This window comes from Streptomyces sp. NPDC029169 (genome assembly GCF_055563935.1).
This window is the reverse complement of record NZ_JBVHXA010000018.1, coordinates 57,298-76,934: the sequence shown is the minus strand read 5'-3', so window position 1 is coordinate 76,934 and position 19,637 is coordinate 57,298. Positions and strand designations below refer to the sequence as shown.

General features: G+C 69.5%; 24 protein-coding genes, 1 tRNA gene, 1 pseudogene and 1 riboswitch. Of the genes and pseudogenes, 9 read left to right on the top strand and 17 right to left on the bottom strand.

What is annotated here, in order from left to right:
- Window positions 1-128: 128 nt before the first annotated feature.
- Both ACZ4VI_RS28465 and ACZ4VI_RS28460 read right to left on the bottom strand, forming a co-directional pair.
- Window positions 129-242, bottom strand: a pseudogene (locus ACZ4VI_RS28465) (hypothetical protein); the annotation flags it as partial.
- A gap of 59 nt (window positions 243-301) precedes the next feature.
- Window positions 302-976: an Lsr2 family DNA-binding protein gene (locus tag ACZ4VI_RS28460; protein ID WP_468003760.1), complete on the bottom strand. Its 675-nt coding sequence runs from the start codon at window positions 974-976 to the stop codon at window positions 302-304.
- Between the two features lie 361 nt (window positions 977-1,337).
- Here ACZ4VI_RS28460 and ACZ4VI_RS28455 point away from each other — a divergent pair, with 361 nt between their 5' ends.
- Window positions 1,338-1,670: a hypothetical protein gene (locus tag ACZ4VI_RS28455; RefSeq protein WP_468003759.1), complete on the top strand. Its 333-nt coding sequence runs from the start codon at window positions 1,338-1,340 to the stop codon at window positions 1,668-1,670.
- A 73-nt stretch (window positions 1,671-1,743) separates the two neighbouring features.
- Here ACZ4VI_RS28455 and ACZ4VI_RS28450 read toward each other — a convergent pair whose 3' ends face one another.
- From ACZ4VI_RS28450 to ACZ4VI_RS28435, 4 genes are read right to left on the bottom strand one after another with little or no spacing between them, the layout of a single operon-like run.
- A complete protein-coding gene (locus ACZ4VI_RS28450; RefSeq protein ID WP_468003757.1) occupies window positions 1,744-3,057 on the bottom strand; it encodes a DUF445 domain-containing protein in 1,314 nt (437 codons plus the stop codon).
- A 17-nt stretch (window positions 3,058-3,074) separates the two neighbouring features.
- Window positions 3,075-4,064, bottom strand: coding sequence for an ABC transporter ATP-binding protein (locus ACZ4VI_RS28445; protein WP_468003756.1), 990 nt, complete (start codon window positions 4,062-4,064; stop codon window positions 3,075-3,077).
- Window positions 4,065-4,067: 3 nt separating this feature from the next.
- Window positions 4,068-4,844 (bottom strand): ABC transporter permease, encoded by a 777-nt coding sequence (locus ACZ4VI_RS28440; protein WP_468003949.1) that lies wholly within the window; start codon window positions 4,842-4,844, stop codon window positions 4,068-4,070.
- 19 nt (window positions 4,845-4,863) lie between these two features.
- Window positions 4,864-5,664 (bottom strand): ABC transporter permease, encoded by an 801-nt coding sequence (locus tag ACZ4VI_RS28435; protein WP_468003947.1) that lies wholly within the window; start codon window positions 5,662-5,664, stop codon window positions 4,864-4,866.
- 179 nt (window positions 5,665-5,843) lie between these two features.
- Between ACZ4VI_RS28435 and ACZ4VI_RS28430 the strand changes: the two genes are divergently transcribed.
- Window positions 5,844-8,003, top strand: a complete 2,160-nt coding sequence (locus ACZ4VI_RS28430) for a transglycosylase domain-containing protein (protein ID WP_468003754.1) — start codon at window positions 5,844-5,846, stop codon at window positions 8,001-8,003.
- On the opposite strand, the gene ACZ4VI_RS28425 is transcribed toward ACZ4VI_RS28430, so the two are convergent.
- The 3 genes from ACZ4VI_RS28425 to ACZ4VI_RS28415 form a co-directional block, all read right to left on the bottom strand.
- Window positions 8,000-8,320 (bottom strand): DMT family transporter, encoded by a 321-nt coding sequence (locus tag ACZ4VI_RS28425; RefSeq protein WP_389170861.1) that lies wholly within the window; start codon window positions 8,318-8,320, stop codon window positions 8,000-8,002. The two genes, ACZ4VI_RS28430 and ACZ4VI_RS28425, sit on opposite strands and share 4 nt — an antisense overlap.
- A 35-nt stretch (window positions 8,321-8,355) precedes the next feature.
- Window positions 8,356-8,436: riboswitch (guanidine-III (ykkC-III) riboswitch) on the bottom strand.
- A gap of 53 nt (window positions 8,437-8,489) precedes the next feature.
- A complete protein-coding gene (locus ACZ4VI_RS28420; RefSeq protein WP_468003752.1) occupies window positions 8,490-8,828 on the bottom strand; it encodes a GroES family chaperonin in 339 nt (112 codons plus the stop codon).
- A gap of 46 nt (window positions 8,829-8,874) precedes the next feature.
- Window positions 8,875-9,195 (bottom strand): DUF3618 domain-containing protein, encoded by a 321-nt coding sequence (locus tag ACZ4VI_RS28415; protein WP_468003945.1) that lies wholly within the window; start codon window positions 9,193-9,195, stop codon window positions 8,875-8,877.
- 121 nt (window positions 9,196-9,316) lie between these two features.
- On the opposite strand from ACZ4VI_RS28415, the gene bcp reads away from it, so the two are divergent.
- The 4 genes from bcp to ACZ4VI_RS28395 all read left to right on the top strand — a co-directional run bounded on the left by bcp (window position 9,317) and on the right by ACZ4VI_RS28395 (window position 11,308).
- The gene (gene bcp / locus ACZ4VI_RS28410) at window positions 9,317-9,784 is read left to right on the top strand and encodes a thioredoxin-dependent thiol peroxidase (protein ID WP_468003750.1); all 468 of its coding nucleotides are present in this window, start codon (window positions 9,317-9,319) and stop codon (window positions 9,782-9,784) included.
- 135 nt (window positions 9,785-9,919) lie between these two features.
- Window positions 9,920-10,570 (top strand): HNH endonuclease, encoded by a 651-nt coding sequence (locus ACZ4VI_RS28405; protein ID WP_468003749.1) that lies wholly within the window; start codon window positions 9,920-9,922, stop codon window positions 10,568-10,570.
- Window positions 10,567-11,259 carry an HNH endonuclease signature motif containing protein gene (locus tag ACZ4VI_RS28400; RefSeq protein ID WP_468003748.1) on the top strand — a complete coding sequence of 231 codons (693 nt, stop codon included), beginning with the start codon at window positions 10,567-10,569 and terminating at the stop codon, window positions 11,257-11,259. The genes ACZ4VI_RS28405 and ACZ4VI_RS28400 overlap by 4 nt, the downstream gene beginning before the upstream one ends.
- Window positions 11,225-11,308 (top strand) — tRNA-Leu (locus ACZ4VI_RS28395). Before ACZ4VI_RS28400 ends, ACZ4VI_RS28395 begins: the two co-directional genes overlap by 35 nt.
- Before the next feature lie 54 nt (window positions 11,309-11,362).
- Here ACZ4VI_RS28395 and rdgB read toward each other — a convergent pair.
- The 4 genes from rdgB to ACZ4VI_RS28375 form a co-directional block, all read right to left on the bottom strand.
- Complete coding sequence (gene rdgB, locus ACZ4VI_RS28390; protein ID WP_468003746.1) at window positions 11,363-11,965, bottom strand: RdgB/HAM1 family non-canonical purine NTP pyrophosphatase; 603 nt, start codon at window positions 11,963-11,965, stop codon at window positions 11,363-11,365.
- A 31-nt stretch (window positions 11,966-11,996) separates the two neighbouring features.
- A complete protein-coding gene (locus tag ACZ4VI_RS28385) occupies window positions 11,997-12,380 on the bottom strand; it encodes a hypothetical protein (RefSeq protein WP_468003745.1) in 384 nt (127 codons plus the stop codon).
- Window positions 12,381-12,466: 86 nt separating this feature from the next.
- Window positions 12,467-13,198: a ribonuclease PH gene (gene rph / locus ACZ4VI_RS28380; RefSeq protein ID WP_468003743.1), complete on the bottom strand. Its 732-nt coding sequence runs from the start codon at window positions 13,196-13,198 to the stop codon at window positions 12,467-12,469.
- Window positions 13,199-13,273: 75 nt separating this feature from the next.
- A complete protein-coding gene (locus ACZ4VI_RS28375) occupies window positions 13,274-13,507 on the bottom strand; it encodes a PTS sugar transporter subunit IIB (protein ID WP_468003741.1) in 234 nt (77 codons plus the stop codon).
- A gap of 206 nt (window positions 13,508-13,713) precedes the next feature.
- Here ACZ4VI_RS28375 and ACZ4VI_RS28370 point away from each other — a divergent pair, with 206 nt between their 5' ends.
- Together ACZ4VI_RS28370 and ACZ4VI_RS28365 are read left to right on the top strand one after the other, a co-directional pair.
- Complete coding sequence (locus ACZ4VI_RS28370; protein ID WP_468003739.1) at window positions 13,714-15,018, top strand: PTS transporter subunit EIIC; 1,305 nt, start codon at window positions 13,714-13,716, stop codon at window positions 15,016-15,018.
- Window positions 15,019-15,256: 238 nt separating this feature from the next.
- On the top strand, window positions 15,257-16,522 hold the full coding sequence (locus ACZ4VI_RS28365) for a PTS transporter subunit EIIC (protein WP_468003738.1): 1,266 nt from the start codon (window positions 15,257-15,259) through the stop codon (window positions 16,520-16,522).
- Between the two features lie 60 nt (window positions 16,523-16,582).
- On the opposite strand, the gene ACZ4VI_RS28360 is transcribed toward ACZ4VI_RS28365, so the two are convergent.
- Window positions 16,583-17,335, bottom strand: coding sequence for an MBL fold metallo-hydrolase (locus ACZ4VI_RS28360; RefSeq protein ID WP_468003736.1), 753 nt, complete (start codon window positions 17,333-17,335; stop codon window positions 16,583-16,585).
- A 188-nt stretch (window positions 17,336-17,523) separates the two neighbouring features.
- Here ACZ4VI_RS28360 and ACZ4VI_RS28355 point away from each other — a divergent pair, with 188 nt between their 5' ends.
- Window positions 17,524-17,994 (top strand): type II toxin-antitoxin system PemK/MazF family toxin, encoded by a 471-nt coding sequence (locus ACZ4VI_RS28355; protein ID WP_468003734.1) that lies wholly within the window; start codon window positions 17,524-17,526, stop codon window positions 17,992-17,994.
- A 175-nt stretch (window positions 17,995-18,169) separates the two neighbouring features.
- Here ACZ4VI_RS28355 and ACZ4VI_RS28350 read toward each other — a convergent pair whose 3' ends face one another.
- The 3 genes from ACZ4VI_RS28350 to ACZ4VI_RS28340 form a co-directional block, all read right to left on the bottom strand.
- Entirely contained in the window at window positions 18,170-19,120 is a 951-nt protein-coding gene (locus tag ACZ4VI_RS28350; protein WP_468003732.1) for a PLP-dependent cysteine synthase family protein, read from the bottom strand.
- Between the two features lie 5 nt (window positions 19,121-19,125).
- On the bottom strand, window positions 19,126-19,413 hold the full coding sequence (locus ACZ4VI_RS28345) for a MoaD/ThiS family protein (RefSeq protein ID WP_468003730.1): 288 nt from the start codon (window positions 19,411-19,413) through the stop codon (window positions 19,126-19,128).
- A 91-nt stretch (window positions 19,414-19,504) separates the two neighbouring features.
- Window positions 19,505-19,603: a putative leader peptide gene (locus ACZ4VI_RS28340; RefSeq protein ID WP_374214509.1), complete on the bottom strand. Its 99-nt coding sequence runs from the start codon at window positions 19,601-19,603 to the stop codon at window positions 19,505-19,507.
- Window positions 19,604-19,637 lie beyond the last annotated feature (34 nt).

Below are 19,637 nucleotides of genomic sequence, written 5' to 3'. Positions count from 1 at the left end.
GATGGAGATGTGGTGGTTGGCGCCGGGCACGTTGAAGAGGTAGGAGTCGGAGGTGCCTTTGCCCGGGCGGAAGGAATGTCTCGCGGCACGTAGGTGCGGATCTCCTGGATGCCTGGGTAGCGCAGCAGTCCCTCCAGGTGGGGGGTGGTGAACTGTGCGTACCCGAGCTGGGTGCCCAGTTGGTAGAAGTACGGCGTGAAGGCCTCGAGGGTCTGGTCGGTGTAGACGGGCAGCTGGGTCACCTTGGCGACCCATCCAGAGAGGGCGTCATCCGTCGGTGATGGTCAGTCCTGCAGCGGCGTCATTGGGCTTGCTGCCATGCCCGGATGATGTCGGCTGGGATGCGGCCGCGCTCGGGTACGTCGTAGGCATGGGCGCGGGCCCATTCTCTGACGGCTTGCCTGCTGATGCTCGCGCCGGTGGGGCGTGGGTCGGGCCGGCGGTCCTGGCGGGCTGTCTGTGACGCGGTGAAGAACACGCCGCTGCCGAGGAGCCCGTCGGGGAAGACCGGCACCTGTACGCGGCCGTTCAGCACTGAGACGAGGAACTGGGTGAGGTTGCCGTCGTAGGTGTACCAGTCGTGGCCGTCCGGTTCGTTGGCCGTGATGCGCCAGGCGTCTGGGTCTGCTGTGGGATCGGTGATCCAGAAGAGGTTGTTGCCGTTGTCGGTCACTCCGATGGCGAACAGGTCCTCGGGGTTGTGAGGCATGGGGTACATGCCGCTGTCGCGATCCTTCTGCAGCCGGCGACGGAGCCGGGAGGGCATCGGCCCTGTCAGGTCGACCCATTCGGTCGCGCCATGGGGGTGGTAGATGCGGATGAAATCGCAGAAGGCGCCGGGGCCGTAGGTATCGGCCAGCTGCTTGTAGTCGCTGGGCAGGGGCATGCCCAGGGTGTTTTCGACCGCGCGCCAGTCTGTCGGAGGTGGGGTGGCCGGCGGCGGCGCGAGTCGTGTGAGGTCCTCGAGGATGGTCACAGAAGTCCTTGGCGGCGTCTCTGGGAATTGTTCGCTGTGCGCAGTAGCTGCGCGCCGAGTTCCCGCGAGTGTGGCGGGGTTATGGTCGCCATCGGGCGGGTGGGGCGACCGGGGGGCGTCACCGCCACCGGGCAGTGACCTGCGGGACATGAAGCCCCGTCGCACGACGGCCGTCAGCCGCTGAACCCGTCCCGGACGCCCCATGCCACTGCCGCGCACCACCCCGCAAGCGCCGAGCAGCCCGGCCTGTATGTGTGGCCACGCCCCCGGCCGGCCGAGCCAGAAGCCCTCGAGCGGCGGGCAGGCCGAGTGCCCGCGTTACGCTCGGCTCAAGAACCGCCCCCGACGAAAGGCGCCCCCCATGCCCCGTATCCCCGCACCCGCCGTCGCCGCTGCCGGGCTTGTCGGTGGGTATGCCATTGCTCGGTGGACCAAGAAGCGGCCCCTCGGGGGTGTCGTCCTGGCCGGGGCCGGGGTCGTTGCTGCTCGGGAGTGGCAGCAGGTCGCTGGGCCCAAGGTGGCCGCTGGGCTCGGTGCTGCGTACCTTGCCGCCTTTGCCGGGGCGCATCCGCTTGCCAAGAAGGTCGGGGCCTGGCCCGCCGTGTTCTCCGTCGCCGGGGCCATGGCCGGGACCTCCTGGGCCGTCACCCGAGACGCCGTCACCCGGAACGCCGTCACCCGGAACAAGGGCTGAACGCCCCGCCCCTCCCGTACGTACTACCCAGTGCCCTCCCCATGAGCGCTGGGCGGGTGGAACCCCCTACCCCCTACCCGCCCAGCGCGTGGCTCACCGTGTAGATGATCAGGCCCGCCAGCGCGCCCACCACCGTGCCGTTGATGCGGATGAACTGGAGGTCGCGGCCGATGTTCGCCTCGATCTTCCTCGACGTCTGGTCCGCGTCCCAGCCCGCCACCGTGTCGCTGATCAGCGACGTGATCTCCGCGCGGTACGTCGTCACCACGTACGCCGCCGCGTCCTCCACCCAGCCCTCGACCTTCGACTGCAGGCGCCCGTCCGTCACCAGCCGGCCGCCGAGCGAGATCAGGGACGCCCGCGCCCGCAGGCGGAGCTGGCTGCGGTCGTCCTCCGCCGCCGCGATGAGCATGCCCCGGACCGCCGCCCACGCCGAGGCGATGATGTCCTGGACCTCCGGGCGCGCCAGCAGGTCCGCCTTCAGGCGTTCCACCCGCGTCCGGGTCTCCGTGTCCGCCTGGAGGTCCGCCGCGAAGTCCGTCAGGAAGCGGTCGATCGCGCCGCGCGCCGGGTGTCCCGGCATGTCCCGCATCTCCGTGACGAAGCGCAGGAGCTCCTTGTAGACGCGCTCGCCCACCTTGCGGTCCACGAAGCGCGGGGTCCAGCCCGGTGCCCCGCCCTGGACCGCGTCCATCACCGAGTCCGCGTGGAAGACCAGCCAGTCGTGCGCCTTCGCGCACACCAGGTCCACCGCACGGTGGTGCGCCCCGTCCGCGACGATCCGCTCCAGCGCCTTTCCGATGCCCGGCGCGACCTCCGCCGCCTCCGCCCGCCGCGTGATCGCCTCGCCGACCACCGCCTGGACGTCCGCGTCCCGCAGGACCGTCAGGGCGCCCCGGAGAGCGGTCGACAGTTCGCGCGTCACCCGGTCCGCGTGGTCCGGCTCCGCCAGCCACGACCCCAGGCGGCCCGCGATGCCCAGCGCGTGCAGCCTTCCCCGTACGACATCCGCCGACAGGAAGTTCTCGCCGACGAACGACCCGAGCGTGGCCCCCAGCTGGTCCTTCTTCGTCGGGATGATCGCCGTGTGCGGGATCGGCAGGCCCAGCGGGCGCCGGAACAGCGCGGTCACCGCGAACCAGTCCGCCAGCGCGCCCACCATGCCGGCCTCCGCCGCGGCCGCCACATAGCCGGCCCACGCCCCCCACCCCGCGTTCTCCGCCCATGTGGCCAGGGCGTACACGACAGCGACGGCAGCCAGCAGGCCCGTGGCGAGCGTCTTCATACGGCGTACCCCGCGGTGCCGCTCCGCGTCCGCCGCCGTGTACGAGAACGCCACCAACGGGCGTCGCGCTTCGCCCGGCGCCTCGCTCCTCGTGTCGCTCATCACCTGACCTCCCTACCTCAGGGACTCTCCGCGCGCACCCCGAGTTCCCGTTCCCCGCCTCGTTCCCCGTACATCTTCGCGATCACCGCCTCGATGTCCGGCTCCCGCACCGACAGGTCCACCAGCGGGTACCGCTCCGCCACCGCCGCCACCAACGGTGCCGCCGACGAGGACGCGGGGAACGCCAGCCACTGCCGCGGGCCCTCCGAGCGGACGAAACGCGCCCCCGGCAGGTCGATCGGCGCCATTTCCCGTTCCAGGTCCACCACGAGAATGCGCTCGCTGTCCCCCGCCTCGTGCAGGCCCGCCAGCTCGCCGTCGTACATCAGCCGCCCGTGGTCGATCACCATCACCCGCCGGCACAGCTGCTCGATGTCCGTCAGATCGTGCGTGGTCAGCAGCACGGTCGTGCCCCGCGAGGCGTTGAGCTCGCGCAGGAACTCCCGTACCCGCGCCTTCGACACCACATCGAGCCCGATCGTCGGCTCGTCCAGGTACAGCACCTCCGGATCGTGCAGCAGCGCCGCCGCGATGTCGCCCCGCATCCGCTGACCCAGCGACAGCTGCCGGACCGGGACCTCCAGCAGGTCGGCCAGTTCCAGCAGCTCCACGCACCGGGCGAGATTCTCCGCGTAACGGTCGTCCGGGATGCGGTACATCCGGTGCATCAGACGGTACGAGTCCCTCAGCGGCAGGTCCCACCACAGCGTCGTCCGCTGCCCGAACACCACCCCGATCCGCTGCGCGAGCCGCCTCCGCTCCCGCGACGGATCGATCCCCGCGACCCGCAGCCGGCCCCCGCTCGGCGTCAGAATGCCCGTCAGCATCTTGATCGTCGTCGACTTCCCCGCGCCGTTCGGGCCGATGTAGCCGACCATCTCGCCCCGCGCCACACCGAAGCTGATCCCGTCGACCGCCCGCACCTCACGACGCTCCCGGCGCACCAGTCCCGTCTTCCGGCGCACCGAGAAGACCTTCTCGACACCGTCCAGCTCAATGAAGGTCATGCCTCAGCTCCCTGTACTCCGGTACGAACGAAGTCCCACCCGCCACGCAAGACCGGCCAGACCGCAGCACACCGCCGCGACCACCTGCGACCCGAACGCCAACCAGGACGGCACCCCAGCCGGAGCGGGCCGCCCCAGCACGTACAGCGCCGGCAGCCAGTTCACGAACGCCAGCGGTACGACATACACGACGCCCCGCACCAGGTCCTGCGCAAAGATCGACGGCGGGTACTGGAGCAGCGTGTTCCCGCCGTACGTGAACGAGCTCGTCACCTCCGCCGCGTCCTGCGCCCAGAACAGCGCCGACGCGCCCACCACCATCACCGCCGCGAAGATCAGCGCGCCGCACACCACCATCACCGGCAGGAGCAGCACCTTCACCACCGTCCACTCCACGTCGAGCAGGATCAGCGCCCAGACCAGGACGAACACGCCCTGCGCCACCCGCCCCAGCCGCCGCAGCGCGAACTTGTCCGCCGCCACCTGCGCGAGCACCGGCGCCGGCCGCATCAGGAACATGTCCAGCGAGCCGTCCCGCACCCGCCGGCCCATCCGCTGGAGCGAGCCCATCGTCAGATCCGCCAGGCCGAAGGACGCACTCGTCGTCCCGTACAGGAACGCGACCTCGGCGAACGAGAAGCCGCCCAGCCCCCGCACCTGACCGAACATCAGCAGGATCACGACGAAGTCGAAGAACGTGACGGTGAAACTCGTCAGAAGCGTCAGCGCGAAGGACGTCCGGTACGTCATCGTCGACCGGATCCACATCCCGGCCACCATCCGGTACGTACGAAACGACTCACCCACCCTGCACCACCACCTTCCGCGTCGCCAGCGCCTGCGCCAGCCGCCCCGCCGTCAGCAGCACCGCCGCCCAGCCGAGCTGGAACGCGTACGCGCCGAGCAGCCCCCACCCCTCGTACTTCTCCAGATACACATCCGCCGGGATCTGCAGCATCGACGCCCACGGCAGCACCCGCGCCACCTCCCCCAGCGCGCCCGGGAAGACGTTCAGCGGCAGCAGCATCCCCGAGAAGAACAGCCCGCCCAGCCACGCCACCTGCACCACACCCTGACCGTCCATCAGCCAGAACGCGGCCATCGCGACCAGGTACCAGATCGCGAAACTGACCGTCGCCCCGAGCGCGATCGCGAGCAGGAACGCGAGCCAGGTCGACGGCCGCGACGGCAGCCGGAAGTCGAAGACCAGCGCCCCCACCGCCATCGGCACCACCCCGCGACCGAGCAACTGGTACGCGCACCGGCCCGCGTTGGCCGAGAACCACCAGGCCTGGAGGTCCGCCGGCCGGTAGAGGTCGACGGCGATGTCACCCGTACGGATCCGCTCGATCAGCTCGTCCTCGAACCCGCCGCCCATCAGCCCGCACACCGCGATCAGCCCCTGGCCGATCCACACATACGCGAGCGCGTCCGCCATGTCGTAGCCACCCAGCAGCGGCCGTTCGTCCCACAGGGCGATGTAGGTGTACGACAGGATGAAGCCGAAGACGGTGTTGGTGAACACCCCCGCCGCCGTCGCCATCCGGTACGTGGCATGGCGCCGGAAGCCACCCGCGGCCACCGTCGCGTAGAGCCGCAGCATGACCCGCCTCCCGCCTCCCTGTCGGCCTGCCGGCCTGTCCGCACCAAAGCGCACGACGTTAGCGGTCCGCATGCCGCCACCGCGAGGGGATTTCGAGTCGCATTCCTCAGGTTCTGTCCCGATACGTGCACTATGGGGAGGCCATGCCTCCTTCATCCGGTACGGGAGCCCCAGACATGAGCGACGACGTCCAGCCAGATCGTCCACACCGGCCCGGCTGGGCGCCGAGAGACCCCACCGTCCCCCCGACTCCCCCCAAGCGCCCGCGGCGCTCCCGCCCCCGGCGCATCCTGCGGGCACTCCTCGGCACGTTCCTCTTCTGCGCCCTGCTGCTCATCGGCGGCTTCCTCGCCGGCTACCTGCTCGTCGACATCCCGCCCGCCAACGCCACCGCGACCGCCCAGTCCAACGTGTACCTCTACCGGGACGGCACCCAGATCGCCCGCGACGGCGAGATCAACCGCGAGAACGTACGCCTCGCGTACATCCCCCTCACCGTCCAGCACGCCGTACTCGCCGCCGAGGACCGCGACTTCTCCTCCTCGCGCGCCGTCGACCCCAAGGCCATGCTCCGCGCCGCCTGGAACACCCTCACCGGCAAGGGCCGGCAGTCCGGCTCCACCATCACCCAGCAGTACGTCAAGAACTACTACCTGGGCCAGGAACAGACCGTCACCCGCAAGGTGAAGGAGTTCTTCATCGCGATCAAACTCAACCGCGAGAAGAGCAAGGACGAGATCCTCGAGGGCTACCTGAACACCAGTTACTTCGGCCGCAACGCCTACGGCATCCAGGCCGCCGCCCGCGCCTACTACGGCAAGGACGCCGTCGACCTCGACACCGCCGAAGGCGCGTACCTCGCCTCCCTCCTCAAGGCCCCCAACGCCTACGACGTCGCCACCCACCCCGAGAACCGGCCCAAGGCGATCGCCCGCTGGAAGTACGTCCTCGACGGCATGGTCAAGGAGAAGTGGCTCTCCCGCGCCGAACGGGCCGCCGCCGCCTTCCCCACCCCCCAGACCGCCCGCCCCGCCACCGGCCTCTCCGGCCAGCGCGGCTACATCGTCCAGGCCGTCGAGGAGTACCTCACCGACCACGGCGTCGTCGACGAGAAGACCCTCGCCCGCGGCGGCTACCGCATCACCACCACCCTGGAGCAGGACAAGCAATCCGCCCTCGTCACCGCCGTCGACGACCAGGTCATCTCCCGGCTCGACCCGGCACGGAACCCCACCGACCGCTACGTACGGGTCGGCGGCGCGGCCATCGACCCGGCGACCGGCCGCGTCCTCGCGATGTACGGCGGCATCGACTACACCAAGCAGTACGTCAACAACGCCACCCGCCACGACTACCAGGTCGGCTCCACCTTCAAGCCCTTCGTCCTCGCCGCCGCGCTCGAGAACGCCTCCCTCACCCAGGACGGCGAGCCGATCACCCCGAACACGTACTACGACGGCACCGACCGGCGCCCCGTCCAGGGCTGGAACGGCGCCACCTACGCCCCCGGCAACGAGGACGACGCCTCGTACGGCGACATCACCGTCCGTACCGCCACCGACAACTCGGTCAATACCGTGTACGCGCAGATGGCCGTGGACGTCGGGCCCGCGAAGGTCAAGGAGACCGCCGTCGCCCTCGGCCTGCCCGCCGGCACCCCCGACCTCAACGCCTCCCCCTCCATCGCCCTGGGGACCGCCACCGCGAGCGTCCTCGACATGGCCGAGGCGTACGCCACCCTCGCCAACCACGGCCGCCACGGCACGTACACGCTCGTCGACCGGATCACCAAGGACGGCCAGGACGTGCGCCTGCCGAACCTGCCGACGTCCGGCGGCAGGCAGGCGGTGAGCAGGGAGGCCGCCGACACGACGACCGCGGTGCTGCGGAGCGTCGTGGAGAGCGGTACGGGAACGGCGGCGCTGTCGGCGGGGCGCCCGGCGGCCGGCAAGACGGGCACGGCCGAGGACGACAAGGCCGCCTGGTTCGCGGGCTACACCCCGGACCTCACGACGGTCGTCGCGATCATGGGCCAGGACCCGGAGACGGGCGAGCAGAAGCCGCTCTACGGCGCGCTGGGGCAGTCCCGGATCAACGGGGGCGGGGAGCCGGCGGAGATCTGGGCCCAGTTCACGCGGGAGGCGCTGGCGGGGACGGAGGCGCGGGAGTTCGAACTCCAGCTGCCGGAAGGGACGGAGGAGCTCATGGACCCGCCGGAGCCGCCGGAGCCGCCGCACCCGGACGTACCGGAGGAGGAGGACGGCTGGGAGCACTGGGAGCACTGGGAGGGCTGGGAGGGCCCGCAGCGTCAGCCGCCACCATCGCCGTGGCGCTAGTGACCCGAGGTCGCCTTCAACCCCACCACGGCCACGAGCAGCAGACAGACGAAGAAGATCCGCGCGGCGGTCGCCGGCTCACCGAGCACCACCATGCCGAGCACCGCCGCACCGGCGGCGCCGATGCCGACCCAGACGCCGTACGCCGTACCGATCGGCAGCGTCTTGGCGGCGTGCGACAGCAACATCATGGAGGCGACGATCCCGGCGCCGGTGAAGACGCTCGGCCAGAGACGGGTGAAGCCGTCGGTGTATTTCATACCGATCGACCAGCCGACCTCGAGCAGACCGGCGACGATGAGAAGAACCCAGGCCATGACGACGAACACCTCCGCGAGACGGATCAACAGGGGGTGCGTCGTCTTTGCCTGTGGTGCGTAAGCCCGGTACGGCGCGTCTCGTCGGGTGTGTCCAGGGTAGCAAGGGGCAGGCAAAAGGCCTGGTGACGATGGTCACCAGGCCTCATGGGCGCTGCTTACAGGCTGCTTAAAGGTAGAGCCCGGTGTTGTCCTTGGTCCCCTCGAAACGGTCCGCGGCCACCGCGTGCAGGTCGCGCTCGCGCATCAGGACGTACGCGACGCCCCGCACCTCCACCTCGGCGCGGTCCTCGGGGTCGTACAGAACCCGGTCACCGGTCTCGACCGTACGGACGTTCTGGCCGACCGCGACGACCTCGGCCCAGGCCAGCCGGCGGCCGACCGCGGCTGTCGCCGGAATCAGGATGCCGCCGCCCGAGCGCCGCTCCCCCTCTGGAGTGTCGGTCCGGACCAGCACACGGTCGTGGAGCATCCGGATGGGCAGCTTGTCGTGGGTGTTCTCGCTCACGACTCGAACCTACCTGCCCGGGCGTGTCGACCGTACTCGGGAGGGGTCATCCCCGGCGCTTGCGCGTGGAGACCGCGAGCAGCCCGACGACGGCCACGGCGACCAGCGCCACCGGAACCACCCGCTCGAGGCGCGGCGCGCCGTCCTCGTGCGTGAAGCGGGCCTTCACGTCGGACACGGTCCGGTTGACGGCGGCGAACGCGCGCCCGGCGGTGTGGTCGACCGTGGAGGCCACCCTCGCCTTCGCGTCGCCGATGATGGTCTTCGGGTGCACCCGAATGCCGATCTCGTCGAGAGTGACGGCGAGCTGCTCGCGCCGGCGGACGATGTCCGCCTCGATCTGCGCAGGGGTCCTGGCGTCCGACACCGCGCTGCCTCCGTAGTCGTAATCGGTCATTGACGGACAGTCTCTCAGCTTCGCGGCCCGAGGGCTGTCTCAGGCCCCCATTAGGCTCGACCGTGTACGCGTACACACTCCGAGGAGAGCCATGAGCGAGCGACTTCAGCCCGGCGACACCGCCCCCGCCTTCACCCTGCCGGACGCGGACGGGAACGAGATCTCGCTCGCGGACCACAAGGGCCGCAAGGTCATCGTCTACTTCTACCCGGCGGCGCTCACCCCCGGCTGCACCAAGCAGGCCTGCGACTTCACGGACAACCTGGACGTGCTGGCGGGCGCGGGCTACGACGTGATCGGCGTGTCGCCGGACAAGCCGGAGAAGCTGGCGAAGTTCCGCGACAAGGAGTCCCTGAAGGTCACGCTGGTCGGTGACCCGTCGAAGGAGACGCTGGCGGCGTACGGCGCGTTCGGCGAGAAGAAGCTGTACGGCAAGACGGTGACGGGCGTGATCCGCTCGACGGTCGTCGTGGACGAGGAGGGCAAGGTCGAGCGGGCCCTGTACAACGTGAAGGCGACGGGGCATGTCGCCAAGATCATCAAGGACCTGGGTATCTGAGACCCGGTTCCCGGGCATGAACGGCCCGCACTGCTTCCCGGAAGCGGCGCGGGCCGTTCCGCATCCGGTACGCGATATGACGTGACCGTCCGATATTCGGTTCGTTAGCCCGTACGAGACCAGAAGGGGGGCTCGATGGGCACGAGCACGTACACGAGGGACCGCCTCGAAGCTGCAGCACGCGGGGCGCGGACGCTGACGGAGGCGCTGGAGAGGCTGGGGGTGGATCCGAGGAGCTCGACGCGGGCGTATGTGTCCTCAAGGATGCGGAAGCTCGGGATCGACACCTCGCACTTCGAGCGAGAGGGGGTGCGGTGGACGCGGGAGGTACTGGCGGAGGCGGTGGCCGAGTCCACGAGCATGTGGGATGTTCTGCGCCGACTCGGAGTCGAACTCGTCGGCGGGCAGCACACGCACATCAGCCGCCGCGTCAAGGCCTACGGCATCGACACCTCGCACTTCCCACCGCCGACGTGGACCGAGCGCATGAGGCACAACCAGCGCCGTCGGCCCTCGGAGGAGGTCCTCGTCGAGGACACGTCTCCCCATCCCCGCCGCATCCGGAGCCGCCGGCTCAAGAGCGCGATGCTGGAGGCCGGAGTCGAGGAGCGGTGCGCGCTATGCGATATCGGGGCGGAATGGCGCGGTCGACCTCTGCCGCTGGAGGTCGATCACATCGACGGCGACTGGCGAGACAACCGGATCGAGAACCTGCGGCTGCTCTGCCCGAACTGCCACTCGACGACGGACACCTATCGCGGGCGCGGGAAAGGGCGCGCCCGATGACGACCGGCACGCGATACACGCGGGAGCGGCTGGCCGAGGCAGCGTCCCGCTGTTCCGACATCGACGAGGTCGTCGCCTTCCTTGGCGCCGAGCGGTACGGCAACCTGCCGCGCTACCTGATGAGGCGGTTCGCCCACTTCGGCATCGACGTCTCACATTTCCCGCCCTTCGGCAGGGGCATCCGGCCGAGCGGGCGCGAACTGCGGGAGGCGGTCACCAGGTCGTTCTCTGTCAGGGAGGCCCTGCGCCGTCTGGGCCGGACGGACAACGGGGCGCAGCGCGCGAATCTACGGCGGTGGGTCGCCGAGGAGGGCTTGTCGACTGCACACTTCCTCGGCCAGGGCCACCAACGGGGCAAGCGGAGCCCAACCGCGAAGCGTCCAGAGGACGTTCTGGTGCGGCACGACAGCAGGCATCGGACGACCACGAAGAGGCTGCGCCGCGCGCTGAATGAGGTCGGTGTGCCGGAGCAGTGCGCAGAGTGCGGCGTCGGTCCCGAGTGGCTCGGCAGGCCGATGACCCTGGAGATCGACCACATCAACGGCGACTGGCGCGACGACCGGCGCGAGAATCTGCGCCTACTGTGCCCCAACTGTCATGCGACCACCGCCACCTGGTGCCGGGGCGGCACCCGGTACGATGGCAGACAATTGAGCGGCGGTGGCGCAACGGCGACGCAGCAGACTTAGGATCTGTGGCCCGTGAAACGGCTTGAGGGTTCGAATCCCTTCCGCCGCACCCATACGGCCTGCGAATCGAAGGTTCGATCGCAGGCCGTTCACATGCGAGCCCTCAGCCCAGCAGCTCCCGCACCACCGGTACCAGCGCCCTGAAGGCCTTGCCCCGGTGGCTGATCGCGTTCTTCTCCTCCGCCGTGAGCTGCGCGCACGTCACCTCGTAGCCCTCCGGCTGGAGGATCGGGTCGTAGCCGAAGCCGTTCGTGCCGATCGGGGCGTGGCGCAGGGTGCCTCGGAGTTGGCCTTCGACTACCCGCTCCGTGCCGTCCGGGAGGGCGAGGGCCGCCGCGCAGGCGAAGTGGGCGCCTCTGTGGGCGTCGTCGATGTCGGCGAGTTGGGCCAGGAGGAGGTCCAGGTTGGCGCGGTCGTTGCCGTGGGTGCCGGACCAGCGGGCCGAGAAGATGCCGGGGGCGCCGTTCAGGACGTCGACGCAGAGGCCGGAGTCGTCGGCGATGGCCGGGAGGCCGGTGGCCTGGGCGAGGGCGTGGGCCTTGAGGAGGGCGTTCTCGGCGAAGGTGACGCCGGTCTCCTTGGTGTCCGGGACCTCGGGGTACGCGTCCGCGCCGACGAGCTCGTGGGTGAGGCCTGCGTCGGCGAGGATCGCGTGGAGTTCGGTGATCTTTCCGGCGTTGCGGGTGGCGAGGATCAGGCGGGTCATGCCCCCCAGTATCTACGGGGCTATGGGGTGGCTAGGGGGTGCAGACCTTGCCGATCTCCGTCGCCGCGTCGGTGATCGGCTTGATGTCCGGGGTGGTGTCGCCGTTGTTGACGGCGGTCTTCACGGATTCGACGCCCTTGGCGAGGTCGTCGACGGCCTTGGACAGGTCCGCGTTGTCGGTCGTGTCCTTGAGCTTGTCGAGCTCCGTGGAGATCTCGTTGAGGGACTCGTTGAGCTGCGTCGGGTCGTTGGAGGCGTTGGAGGCGGCCTGCGAGAGCTTGTCGACGCTGGTGGCTATCGCGTCGGCGGTCGCCACGCAGTCCATTGCCTTGTCGAGTGCTCCGCAGCCGACCAGGGTGGTCGTGAGTACGGCTGCCGAGGCCACGGCGAGTGCGAGGCGACGCTTCAAGGCCATGACTGGTCCTCCCCAGGTATGTGTATGGATGACGGGCGTACGGATCTTCCGCCGTACGCCCGTGTTCTTGGAGACGCCGTGGCGCCTTACAGAGTTCCTTCGAGCGCCTTGCGCTGGATCTCCGCGAGTTCCTCGCAGCCTCCCGACGCGAGGTCGAGGAGGGCGTTGAGCTCCTTGCGGTCGAAGGGCTCGGCCTCTGCTGTGCCCTGGACCTCGACGAAGCGGCCGTCGCCGGTGCAGACGACGTTCATGTCGGTCTCGGCGCGGACGTCCTCCTCGTAGCAGAGGTCGAGGAGCGGGGTGCCGTCGACGATGCCGACCGACACCGCGGCCACGGTTCCCGTCAGGGGCTTCCTGCCCGCCTTGATCAGCTTCTTGCCCTGCGCCCAGGAGACTGCGTCGGCGAGGGCGACGTACGCGCCGGTGATGGCGGCGGTGCGGGTGCCGCCGTCGGCTTGGAGGACGTCGCAGTCGAGGACGATGGTGTTCTCGCCGAGGGCCTTGTAGTCGATGACGGCGCGCAGGGAGCGGCCGATGAGGCGGGAGATCTCGTGCGTGCGGCCGCCGATCTTGCCGCGGACGGATTCGCGGTCACCGCGGGTGTTGGTGGCGCGCGGGAGCATGGAGTACTCGCCGGTGACCCAGCCTTCGCCGCTGCCCTTGCGCCAGCGCGGGACGCCTTCGGTGACGGAGGCGGTGCAGAAGACCTTGGTGTCGCCGAAGGAGATGAGGACGGAGCCCTCGGCGTGCTTGCTCCATCCGCGTTCGATGGTGACGGGGCGGAGCTGTTCGGGGGTACGGCCGTCGATACGAGACATGCCTCGAGCGTAGCCGTACGGAAGGAGGGCCCGTTCCCCTGTCGGAACGGGCCCTCTTTCAGGTGCGGGAGTGGCTCACATCATGTCTTCGATGTCGGCGGCGATGGGGTCGGCGTCGGTGCCGATGACGACCTGGATCGCGGTGCCCATCTTCACGACGCCGTGGGCGCCGGCGGCCTTGAGGGCGGCCTCGTCGACGAGACTCGGGTCGAGGACCTCGGTGCGGAGGCGGGTGATGCAGCCCTCGACCTCTTCGATGTTGTCGATGCCGCCGAGCCCGGCGACGATCTTCTCAGCCTTGCTGGCCATGTGTTTCTCCCTGTCCGTTCCATTCAGGAAACGTGAGTCTCGGCGCACCGATGGTCCGCTTTGTCACGGTAACCCACGGTTGGCCCAACTTCGCGAGCGATTGCCCTCGTTCTATCGAAGGATGACGATCACCGGCGCCCTGCCCGCGGGGGGTCTCGGGAAGCCTATCGCAACTGGTCTACACCAGTGTGTCAGGGAGGACGCCGATGAGTACGGAGAGCGCCGGGGCCGCCGCACCGAAGAGGTCGATGTGGAGCGGCCTCTTCCAGGGGCTCCAGAAGATGGGCCGCAGCCTCCAGCTGCCCATCGCCGTACTGCCGGCGGCCGGCATCCTCAACCGTCTCGGTCAGGCCGACGTCTTCGGCGCCGACGGCCTGGGCTGGGACAACGTCGCCAAGGTGATGAACGGCGCGGGTGGCGCGCTGCTCGACGGCAACCTCGGACTGCCCCTGCTGTTCTGCATCGGTGTCGCCATCGGCATGGCGAAGAAGGCGGACGGCTCGACGGCACTGGCCGCCACGGTCGGCTTCCTCGTCTACTACAACGTGCTGCGCCAGTTCCCCGAGGACTGCCCACAGGGCACGGTGGACATCGACGGCGGCTGCCTCGGCGCCGAGAACGCCTTCGCCGAGTACACGTACCAGAACCCCGGCGTCTTCGGCGGCATCGTCATCGGTCTGCTCACCGCCTGGTTCTGGCAGCGCTATCACCGCGTGAAACTGGTCGACTGGCTGGGCTTCTTCAACGGCCGGCGCCTGGTCCCGATCATCATGTCGTTCGTGGCGATCGCCTTCGCCGCGCTCTGCCTGTGGGTCTGGCCGCCGATCGGCGACGGCCTGGAGAACTTCAGCGACTGGCTCGTGGGGCTCGGCGCCTGGGGCTCAGGCATCTTCGGCGTCGCGAACCGCGCGCTGCTGGTCATCGGCCTGCACCAGTTCCTGAACGTGCCGATCTGGTTCCAGTTCGGCACGTACACCACACCTGAGGGCAAGGTGGTCCACGGCGACATCACCATGTTCCTCGCGGGCGACCCGGAGGCGGGTCAGTTCCTCACCGGCTTCTTCCCGATCATGATGTTCGCCCTCCCGGCGGCGGCCCTGGCGATCACCCACTGCGCGCGGCCGAACCGCCGCAAGGAGGTCGGCGGCCTGATGCTCTCGGTCGCCCTGACCTCGTTCGTCACCGGCATCACCGAGCCGATCGAGTACTCGTTCCTCTTCATCGCGCCGGTCCTGTACGCGATCCACGCGGTCCTCACGGGCGTCTCGATGGCGGTGACGTGGGCGCTCGGGGTGAAGGACGGCTTCAGCTTCTCGGCGGGACTGATCGACTACGTAATCAACTGGAACCTGGCGACGAAACCGTGGCTGATCATTCCGATCGGTCTCTGTTTCGCGGTCGTCTACTACGTGATCTTCCGGATCGCGATCACCAAGTTCGACCTCCCGACGCCGGGCCGCGAGCCGGAGGAAGTGGCGGAGCAGATGGAGAAGGACGTGACCAAGCCCTAGCCGCACGGTCACGGAAGGCCCTCGGACCTCATGGTCCGGGGGCCTTTCGTCGTTCACTCCCAGCGATGGCCGGTGAACAGAGAATTGCAGGTTCCTTATCTAAGTCTCACGTGCTAAAACTGGTCTACACCACTCATTGGTGTAGACCACGCGGTCCAGACCACCGCGTTTCATGAGACGCCGCCGTCACCCCTTTTCACTGTCCTCTGGCGGCGCCTTGCCTTCTTGGAGGAAGTTGATGAGTACGGCCACCGCCCAGGCCGCCGCTCCCGCGAAGAAGCGCGGATCCGGCCTGTTCCAGGGCCTGCAGAAGGTCGGTCGCAGCCTGCAGCTGCCGATCGCCGTGCTGCCGGCCGCGGGTATCTTGCTCCGTCTCGGCCAGCCCGACGTGTTCGGGGCCGAGGGCCTCGGCTGGGGCAAGGTCGCCACGGTCTTCGCCTCCGCCGGCGACGCCGTCTTCGCAAACATGCCCCTGCTGTTCTGCGTCGGCATCGCGATCGGCTTCGCCAAGAAGGCCGACGGCTCCACCGCTCTCGCCGCCCTCGTCGGCTTCCTCGTCTACCAGAACGTCCTGAAGGCGTTCCCGGTCACCGAGGCCGTCATCAACACGACCAAGAACAAGGGTGTCGACGTCGCCGCGACGTACAACGACCCCAAGGTCTTCGGCGGCATCGTCATGGGTCTGCTCGCCGCCGTCATATGGCAGCGGTACCACCGCACCAAGCTCGTCGACTGGCTCGGCTTCTTCAACGGCCGCCGTCTCGTCCCGATCATCATGGCCTTCGTCGGCACCGTGATGGGTGTCCTGTTCGGTCTGCTCTGGGAGCCCATCGGCGGCCTGATCACCGACTTCGGCAACTGGATGACCGGCCTCGGCGCCGTCGGCTCCGGCGTCTTCGGCGCCATCAACCGTGGTCTGCTCCCGGTCGGCATGCACCAGTTCGTGAACACCGTCGCCTGGCAGGAGATCGGCTCCTTCACCGACTCGTCCGGCGCCGTCTGGCACGGCGACCTGCCGCGCTTCTTCCACGGTGACCCGACCGCCGGTCAGTTCATGTCCGGCTTCTTCCCGATCATGATGTTCGCCCTGCCGGCCGTCGCCCTGGCGATCACCCACGCCGCCCGCCCCGAGCGCCGCAAGGTCGTCGGCGGCATGATGTTCTCGCTCGCCCTGACCTCGTTCGTCACGGGTATCACAGAGCCCATCGAGTTCGCCTTCATGTTCCTGGCACCGCTGCTGTACGTGATCCACGCGGTGCTCACCGCCGCCTCGATGGTCATCACCTCGGCCCTCGGCGTGCACCACGGCTTCACCTTCTCCGCCGGTGCGCTGGACTACTTCCTGAACTGGACCTACGCCACCAAGCCCTGGATGATCATCCCGATCGGCCTGGCCTTCGCGGCGGTCTACTACGTGGTCTTCCGCTTCGCGATCACCAAGTTCAACATCATGACCCCGGGCCGCGAGCCCGAGGAGGAGCTCGAGGACCTCACCAAGGCGTGAGCCTCACCCTGGACAACGGAGAGGCCCCGGAACCGTACGGTTCCGGGGCCTTTCCCGTACTCAGATCTCGTACACCGCGCCCGCGTACGCCAGCTCCGACGGCCCGTCGTACAGCGCCCGCGCGTCCGCCAGGTTCCGCTCGCCGTCCGTCCACGGCGGGATGTGGGTCAGCACCAGCCGGCCCACCGAGGAGCGGGCCGCCTCCGCGCCCGCCTCGCGGCCGTTGAGGTGGAGCGCCGGGATGTCCTCCTTGCCGTGCGTGAAGGACGCCTCGCAGAGGAACAGGTCCGTGCCGGCCGCGAGTTCGTGCAGGGCGTCGCAGGCTCCCGTGTCGCCGGAGTACGTGAGCGAACGGCCGCCGTGCTCGATCCTGATGCCGTACGCCTCCACCGGGTGGCACACCTTCTCCGTACGGACGGAGAACGGGCCGAGCTCGAAGGAGCCGGACTTCAGGGTGCGGAAGTCGAAGACCTCGCTCATCGACCTCTCCGAGGGGGTGTCGGCGTACGCCGTGGTCAGGCGCTGCTCGGCGCCCTCCGGGGCGTAGACCGGGAGCGCGTCGCAGCGGCCGCCCTCGTGCCGGTAGTAGCGGGCGACGAAGTATCCGCACATGTCGATGCAGTGGTCGGCGTGGAGGTGGCTGAGGAAGATGGCGTCGAGGTCGTACAGACCGATGTGGCGCTGCAGCTCGCCGAGGGCGCCATTGCCCATGTCGAGGAGCAGCCGGAAGCCGTCGGCCTCTACGAGGTAGCTCGAACAGGCCGAGTCCGCGGACGGGAACGACCCGGAGCAGCCGACGACGGTGAGCTTCATGGAGCGTGAACCTCCGAGGGCGGAGAGCGGCGGGGGAGGTCGTGCGATGCGTCGAGCGTAAGGCGCCACCCCGTCCGTCGCTCCTCCGTGGCGGCTCGTTGTGGGCGAACTCACGGGCTCTGTCACCGGTTCGGATGGACCTGGGGCGGGAGAGCGGGAGGGGCGGGCGGCCGGTAACGTCTTCGGGTATGGACACGTCCTGGTGGCCGGCGCTCGCCGCGGTCGTGGTGATCGCGCTGGTCGTGGCGCTGGCGGACGGCATGAAGCGCGCGGGCCGGCGCCCAGGGGGCCGGACGCGGCCGCCGGCACGGCCCTACGCGCCGGGGCGGATGCCGCAGCGGCTCCCGACGAGGCTCCCCCGGCCGGGCGAGATCTGGTGGGCGGATGTGCCCTACGAGGACGGGCCGGGGTCGAAGGACCGGCCGTGCCTGGTCCTCGTGCTGCGGGGCGACAGCGCGCTGGTCGCGAAGATCACCAGCAAGTACCACGACGAGCGGCCGGGTGTGATCGCGCTGCCGCCGGGGGCGGTGGGGGACGCGCGGGGGCGGCCTAGCTTCCTGGAGACGGATGAGCTGCGGGAGGTGCCGGTGTGGGAGTTCCGGCGCCGTGTGGGGACGGCGGACCCGGTCGTATGGGACCAGGTCCGCCACCTGGCCTGACGGCCGTTGTGGGGCCGGGGTGCGGGCCCCTGCTCGGGCGGCGGCCCCGTGGCGGCGGGGTCCACGGGGCGGAAGCGCCCGCATGGGCGCCGTCCCGTGTGCCCACCCGTCCCGCCCTGCGGGACGATTGCCCACACGGGGGTGGGTGGGCGGAACGTAAGCCCACGACGTGGGCCTACGCCCAGAGCTGGCCTTGCACCGTTTCGATTGCTTCTTCCGTCGTCTTTGCCGTGTACAGGCCCGTCGACAGGTACTTCCAGCCGCCGTCCGCCACCACGAAGACGATGTCCGCGCTCTCGCCCGCCTTCACGGCCTTGTTCCCGACGCCGATCGCCGCGTGGAGCGCCGCGCCCGTCGAGACGCCGGCGAAGATGCCCTCCTGCTGGAGGAGTTCCCGGGTGCGGGTGACCGCGTCGGCGGAGCCGACCGAGAAGCGGGTGGTGAGGACCGAGGCGTCGTACAGCTCGGGGACGAAGCCCTCGTCCAGGTTCCGCAGCCCGTACACCAGGTCGTCGTACCGCGGTTCGGCGGCGACGATCTTGACGTCGGGCTTGTGCTCGCGCAGGTAGCGGCCGACGCCCATCAGGGTGCCGGTGGTGCCCAGGCCCGCCACGAAGTGGGTGATGGAGGGGAGGTCCGTCAGGATCTCCGGGCCCGTGGTGGCGTAGTGGGCGCCCGCGTTGTCCGGGTTTCCGTACTGGTAGAGCATCACCCACGAGGGGTTCTCGGCCGCGATCTCCTTGGCGACCCGTACCGCCGTGTTCGACCCGCCCGCCGCCGGGGACGAGACGATCTCGGCGCCCCACATGGCGAGCAGCTGGCGCCGCTCCTCGCTGGTGTTCTCCGGCATGACGCAGACGATGCGGTAGCCCTTGAGCTTCGCCGCCATCGCCAGCGAGATACCGGTGTTGCCGCTGGTCGGCTCGAGGATGGTGCAGCCGGGGGTGAGCCGGCCGTCCTTCTCGGCCTGCTCGATCATGTGGAGCGCGGGGCGGTCCTTGACCGAGCCGGTGGGGTTGCGGTCCTCCAGCTTGGCCCAGATGCGGACGTCGTCCGACGGGGAGAGCCGGGGCAGGCGGACCAGGGGCGTGTTGCCGACCGCCGCGAGCGGGGAGTCGTAGCGCATGTGGATCAGACCATGCCGCCGGCCACGGCCGGCAGGATCGTGACGCTGTCGCCGTCGGCCAGCTTGGTGTTGATGCCGTCGAGGAAGCGGACGTCCTCGTCGTTCAGGTAGACGTTGACGAAGCGGCGCAGCTCGCCGCCCTTGGCCTCGTCGATGAGCCGGGCCTGGATGCCCGCGTGGCGGGTCTCGAGGTCGGCGAAGAGCTCGGCGAGCGTCTCACCGCTGCCCTGGACGGCCTTCTGGCCGTCGGTGTAGGTGCGGAGGATGGTCGGGATGCGGACCTCGATGGCCATGGCGTGGGCTCCTGTCGGGAGTGGCGTGAAGGGCGCGCGGCTCTGGGCCCCCGCGCGGGGTGGTGCTCCTGGGGCGCTCGTACGCCCCCGCTCACATCGCGCTGGCGAGACGGCACAGGTCGACGTGCAGCCGCGCCACGAGCAGCGCGCTGCCCGGCGTCGTCACTTCGCTCACGTCGTGGGGAACCATGCGGTCATCGTATCGATTCCCGGTCCGGGTTCCG

Bases quoted from the DNA above. Each gene is read 5' to 3' on its own strand.
- ACZ4VI_RS28425 (WP_389170861.1), bottom strand. From the start codon at position 8,320: ATGGCCTGGGTTCTTCTCATCGTCGCCGGTCTGCTCGAGGTCGGCTGG.
- ACZ4VI_RS28340 (WP_374214509.1), bottom strand. From the start codon at position 19,603: ATGGTTCCCCACGACGTGAGCGAAGTGACGACGCCGGGCAGCGCGCTG.
- ACZ4VI_RS28365 (WP_468003738.1), top strand. From the start codon at position 15,257: ATGAGTACGGCCACCGCCCAGGCCGCCGCTCCCGCGAAGAAGCGCGGA.
- ACZ4VI_RS28370 (WP_468003739.1), top strand. From the start codon at position 13,714: ATGAGTACGGAGAGCGCCGGGGCCGCCGCACCGAAGAGGTCGATGTGG.
- ACZ4VI_RS28345 (WP_468003730.1), bottom strand. From the start codon at position 19,413: ATGGCCATCGAGGTCCGCATCCCGACCATCCTCCGCACCTACACCGAC.
- ACZ4VI_RS28455 (WP_468003759.1), top strand. From the start codon at position 1,338: ATGCCCCGTATCCCCGCACCCGCCGTCGCCGCTGCCGGGCTTGTCGGT.
- ACZ4VI_RS28450 (WP_468003757.1), bottom strand. From the start codon at position 3,057: ATGAGCGACACGAGGAGCGAGGCGCCGGGCGAAGCGCGACGCCCGTTG.
- bcp (WP_468003750.1), top strand. From the start codon at position 9,317: ATGAGCGAGCGACTTCAGCCCGGCGACACCGCCCCCGCCTTCACCCTG.
- ACZ4VI_RS28440 (WP_468003949.1), bottom strand. From the start codon at position 4,844: ATGGTGGCCGGGATGTGGATCCGGTCGACGATGACGTACCGGACGTCC.
- ACZ4VI_RS28405 (WP_468003749.1), top strand. From the start codon at position 9,920: ATGGGCACGAGCACGTACACGAGGGACCGCCTCGAAGCTGCAGCACGC.
- ACZ4VI_RS28385 (WP_468003745.1), bottom strand. From the start codon at position 12,380: ATGGCCTTGAAGCGTCGCCTCGCACTCGCCGTGGCCTCGGCAGCCGTA.
- ACZ4VI_RS28355 (WP_468003734.1), top strand. From the start codon at position 17,524: ATGGACACGTCCTGGTGGCCGGCGCTCGCCGCGGTCGTGGTGATCGCG.
- ACZ4VI_RS28445 (WP_468003756.1), bottom strand. From the start codon at position 4,064: ATGACCTTCATTGAGCTGGACGGTGTCGAGAAGGTCTTCTCGGTGCGC.
- rdgB (WP_468003746.1), bottom strand. From the start codon at position 11,965: ATGACCCGCCTGATCCTCGCCACCCGCAACGCCGGAAAGATCACCGAA.
- ACZ4VI_RS28360 (WP_468003736.1), bottom strand. From the start codon at position 17,335: ATGAAGCTCACCGTCGTCGGCTGCTCCGGGTCGTTCCCGTCCGCGGAC.
- ACZ4VI_RS28430 (WP_468003754.1), top strand. From the start codon at position 5,844: ATGAGCGACGACGTCCAGCCAGATCGTCCACACCGGCCCGGCTGGGCG.
- ACZ4VI_RS28375 (WP_468003741.1), bottom strand. From the start codon at position 13,507: ATGGCCAGCAAGGCTGAGAAGATCGTCGCCGGGCTCGGCGGCATCGAC.
- ACZ4VI_RS28400 (WP_468003748.1), top strand. From the start codon at position 10,567: ATGACGACCGGCACGCGATACACGCGGGAGCGGCTGGCCGAGGCAGCG.
- ACZ4VI_RS28350 (WP_468003732.1), bottom strand. From the start codon at position 19,120: ATGCGCTACGACTCCCCGCTCGCGGCGGTCGGCAACACGCCCCTGGTC.
- rph (WP_468003743.1), bottom strand. From the start codon at position 13,198: ATGTCTCGTATCGACGGCCGTACCCCCGAACAGCTCCGCCCCGTCACC.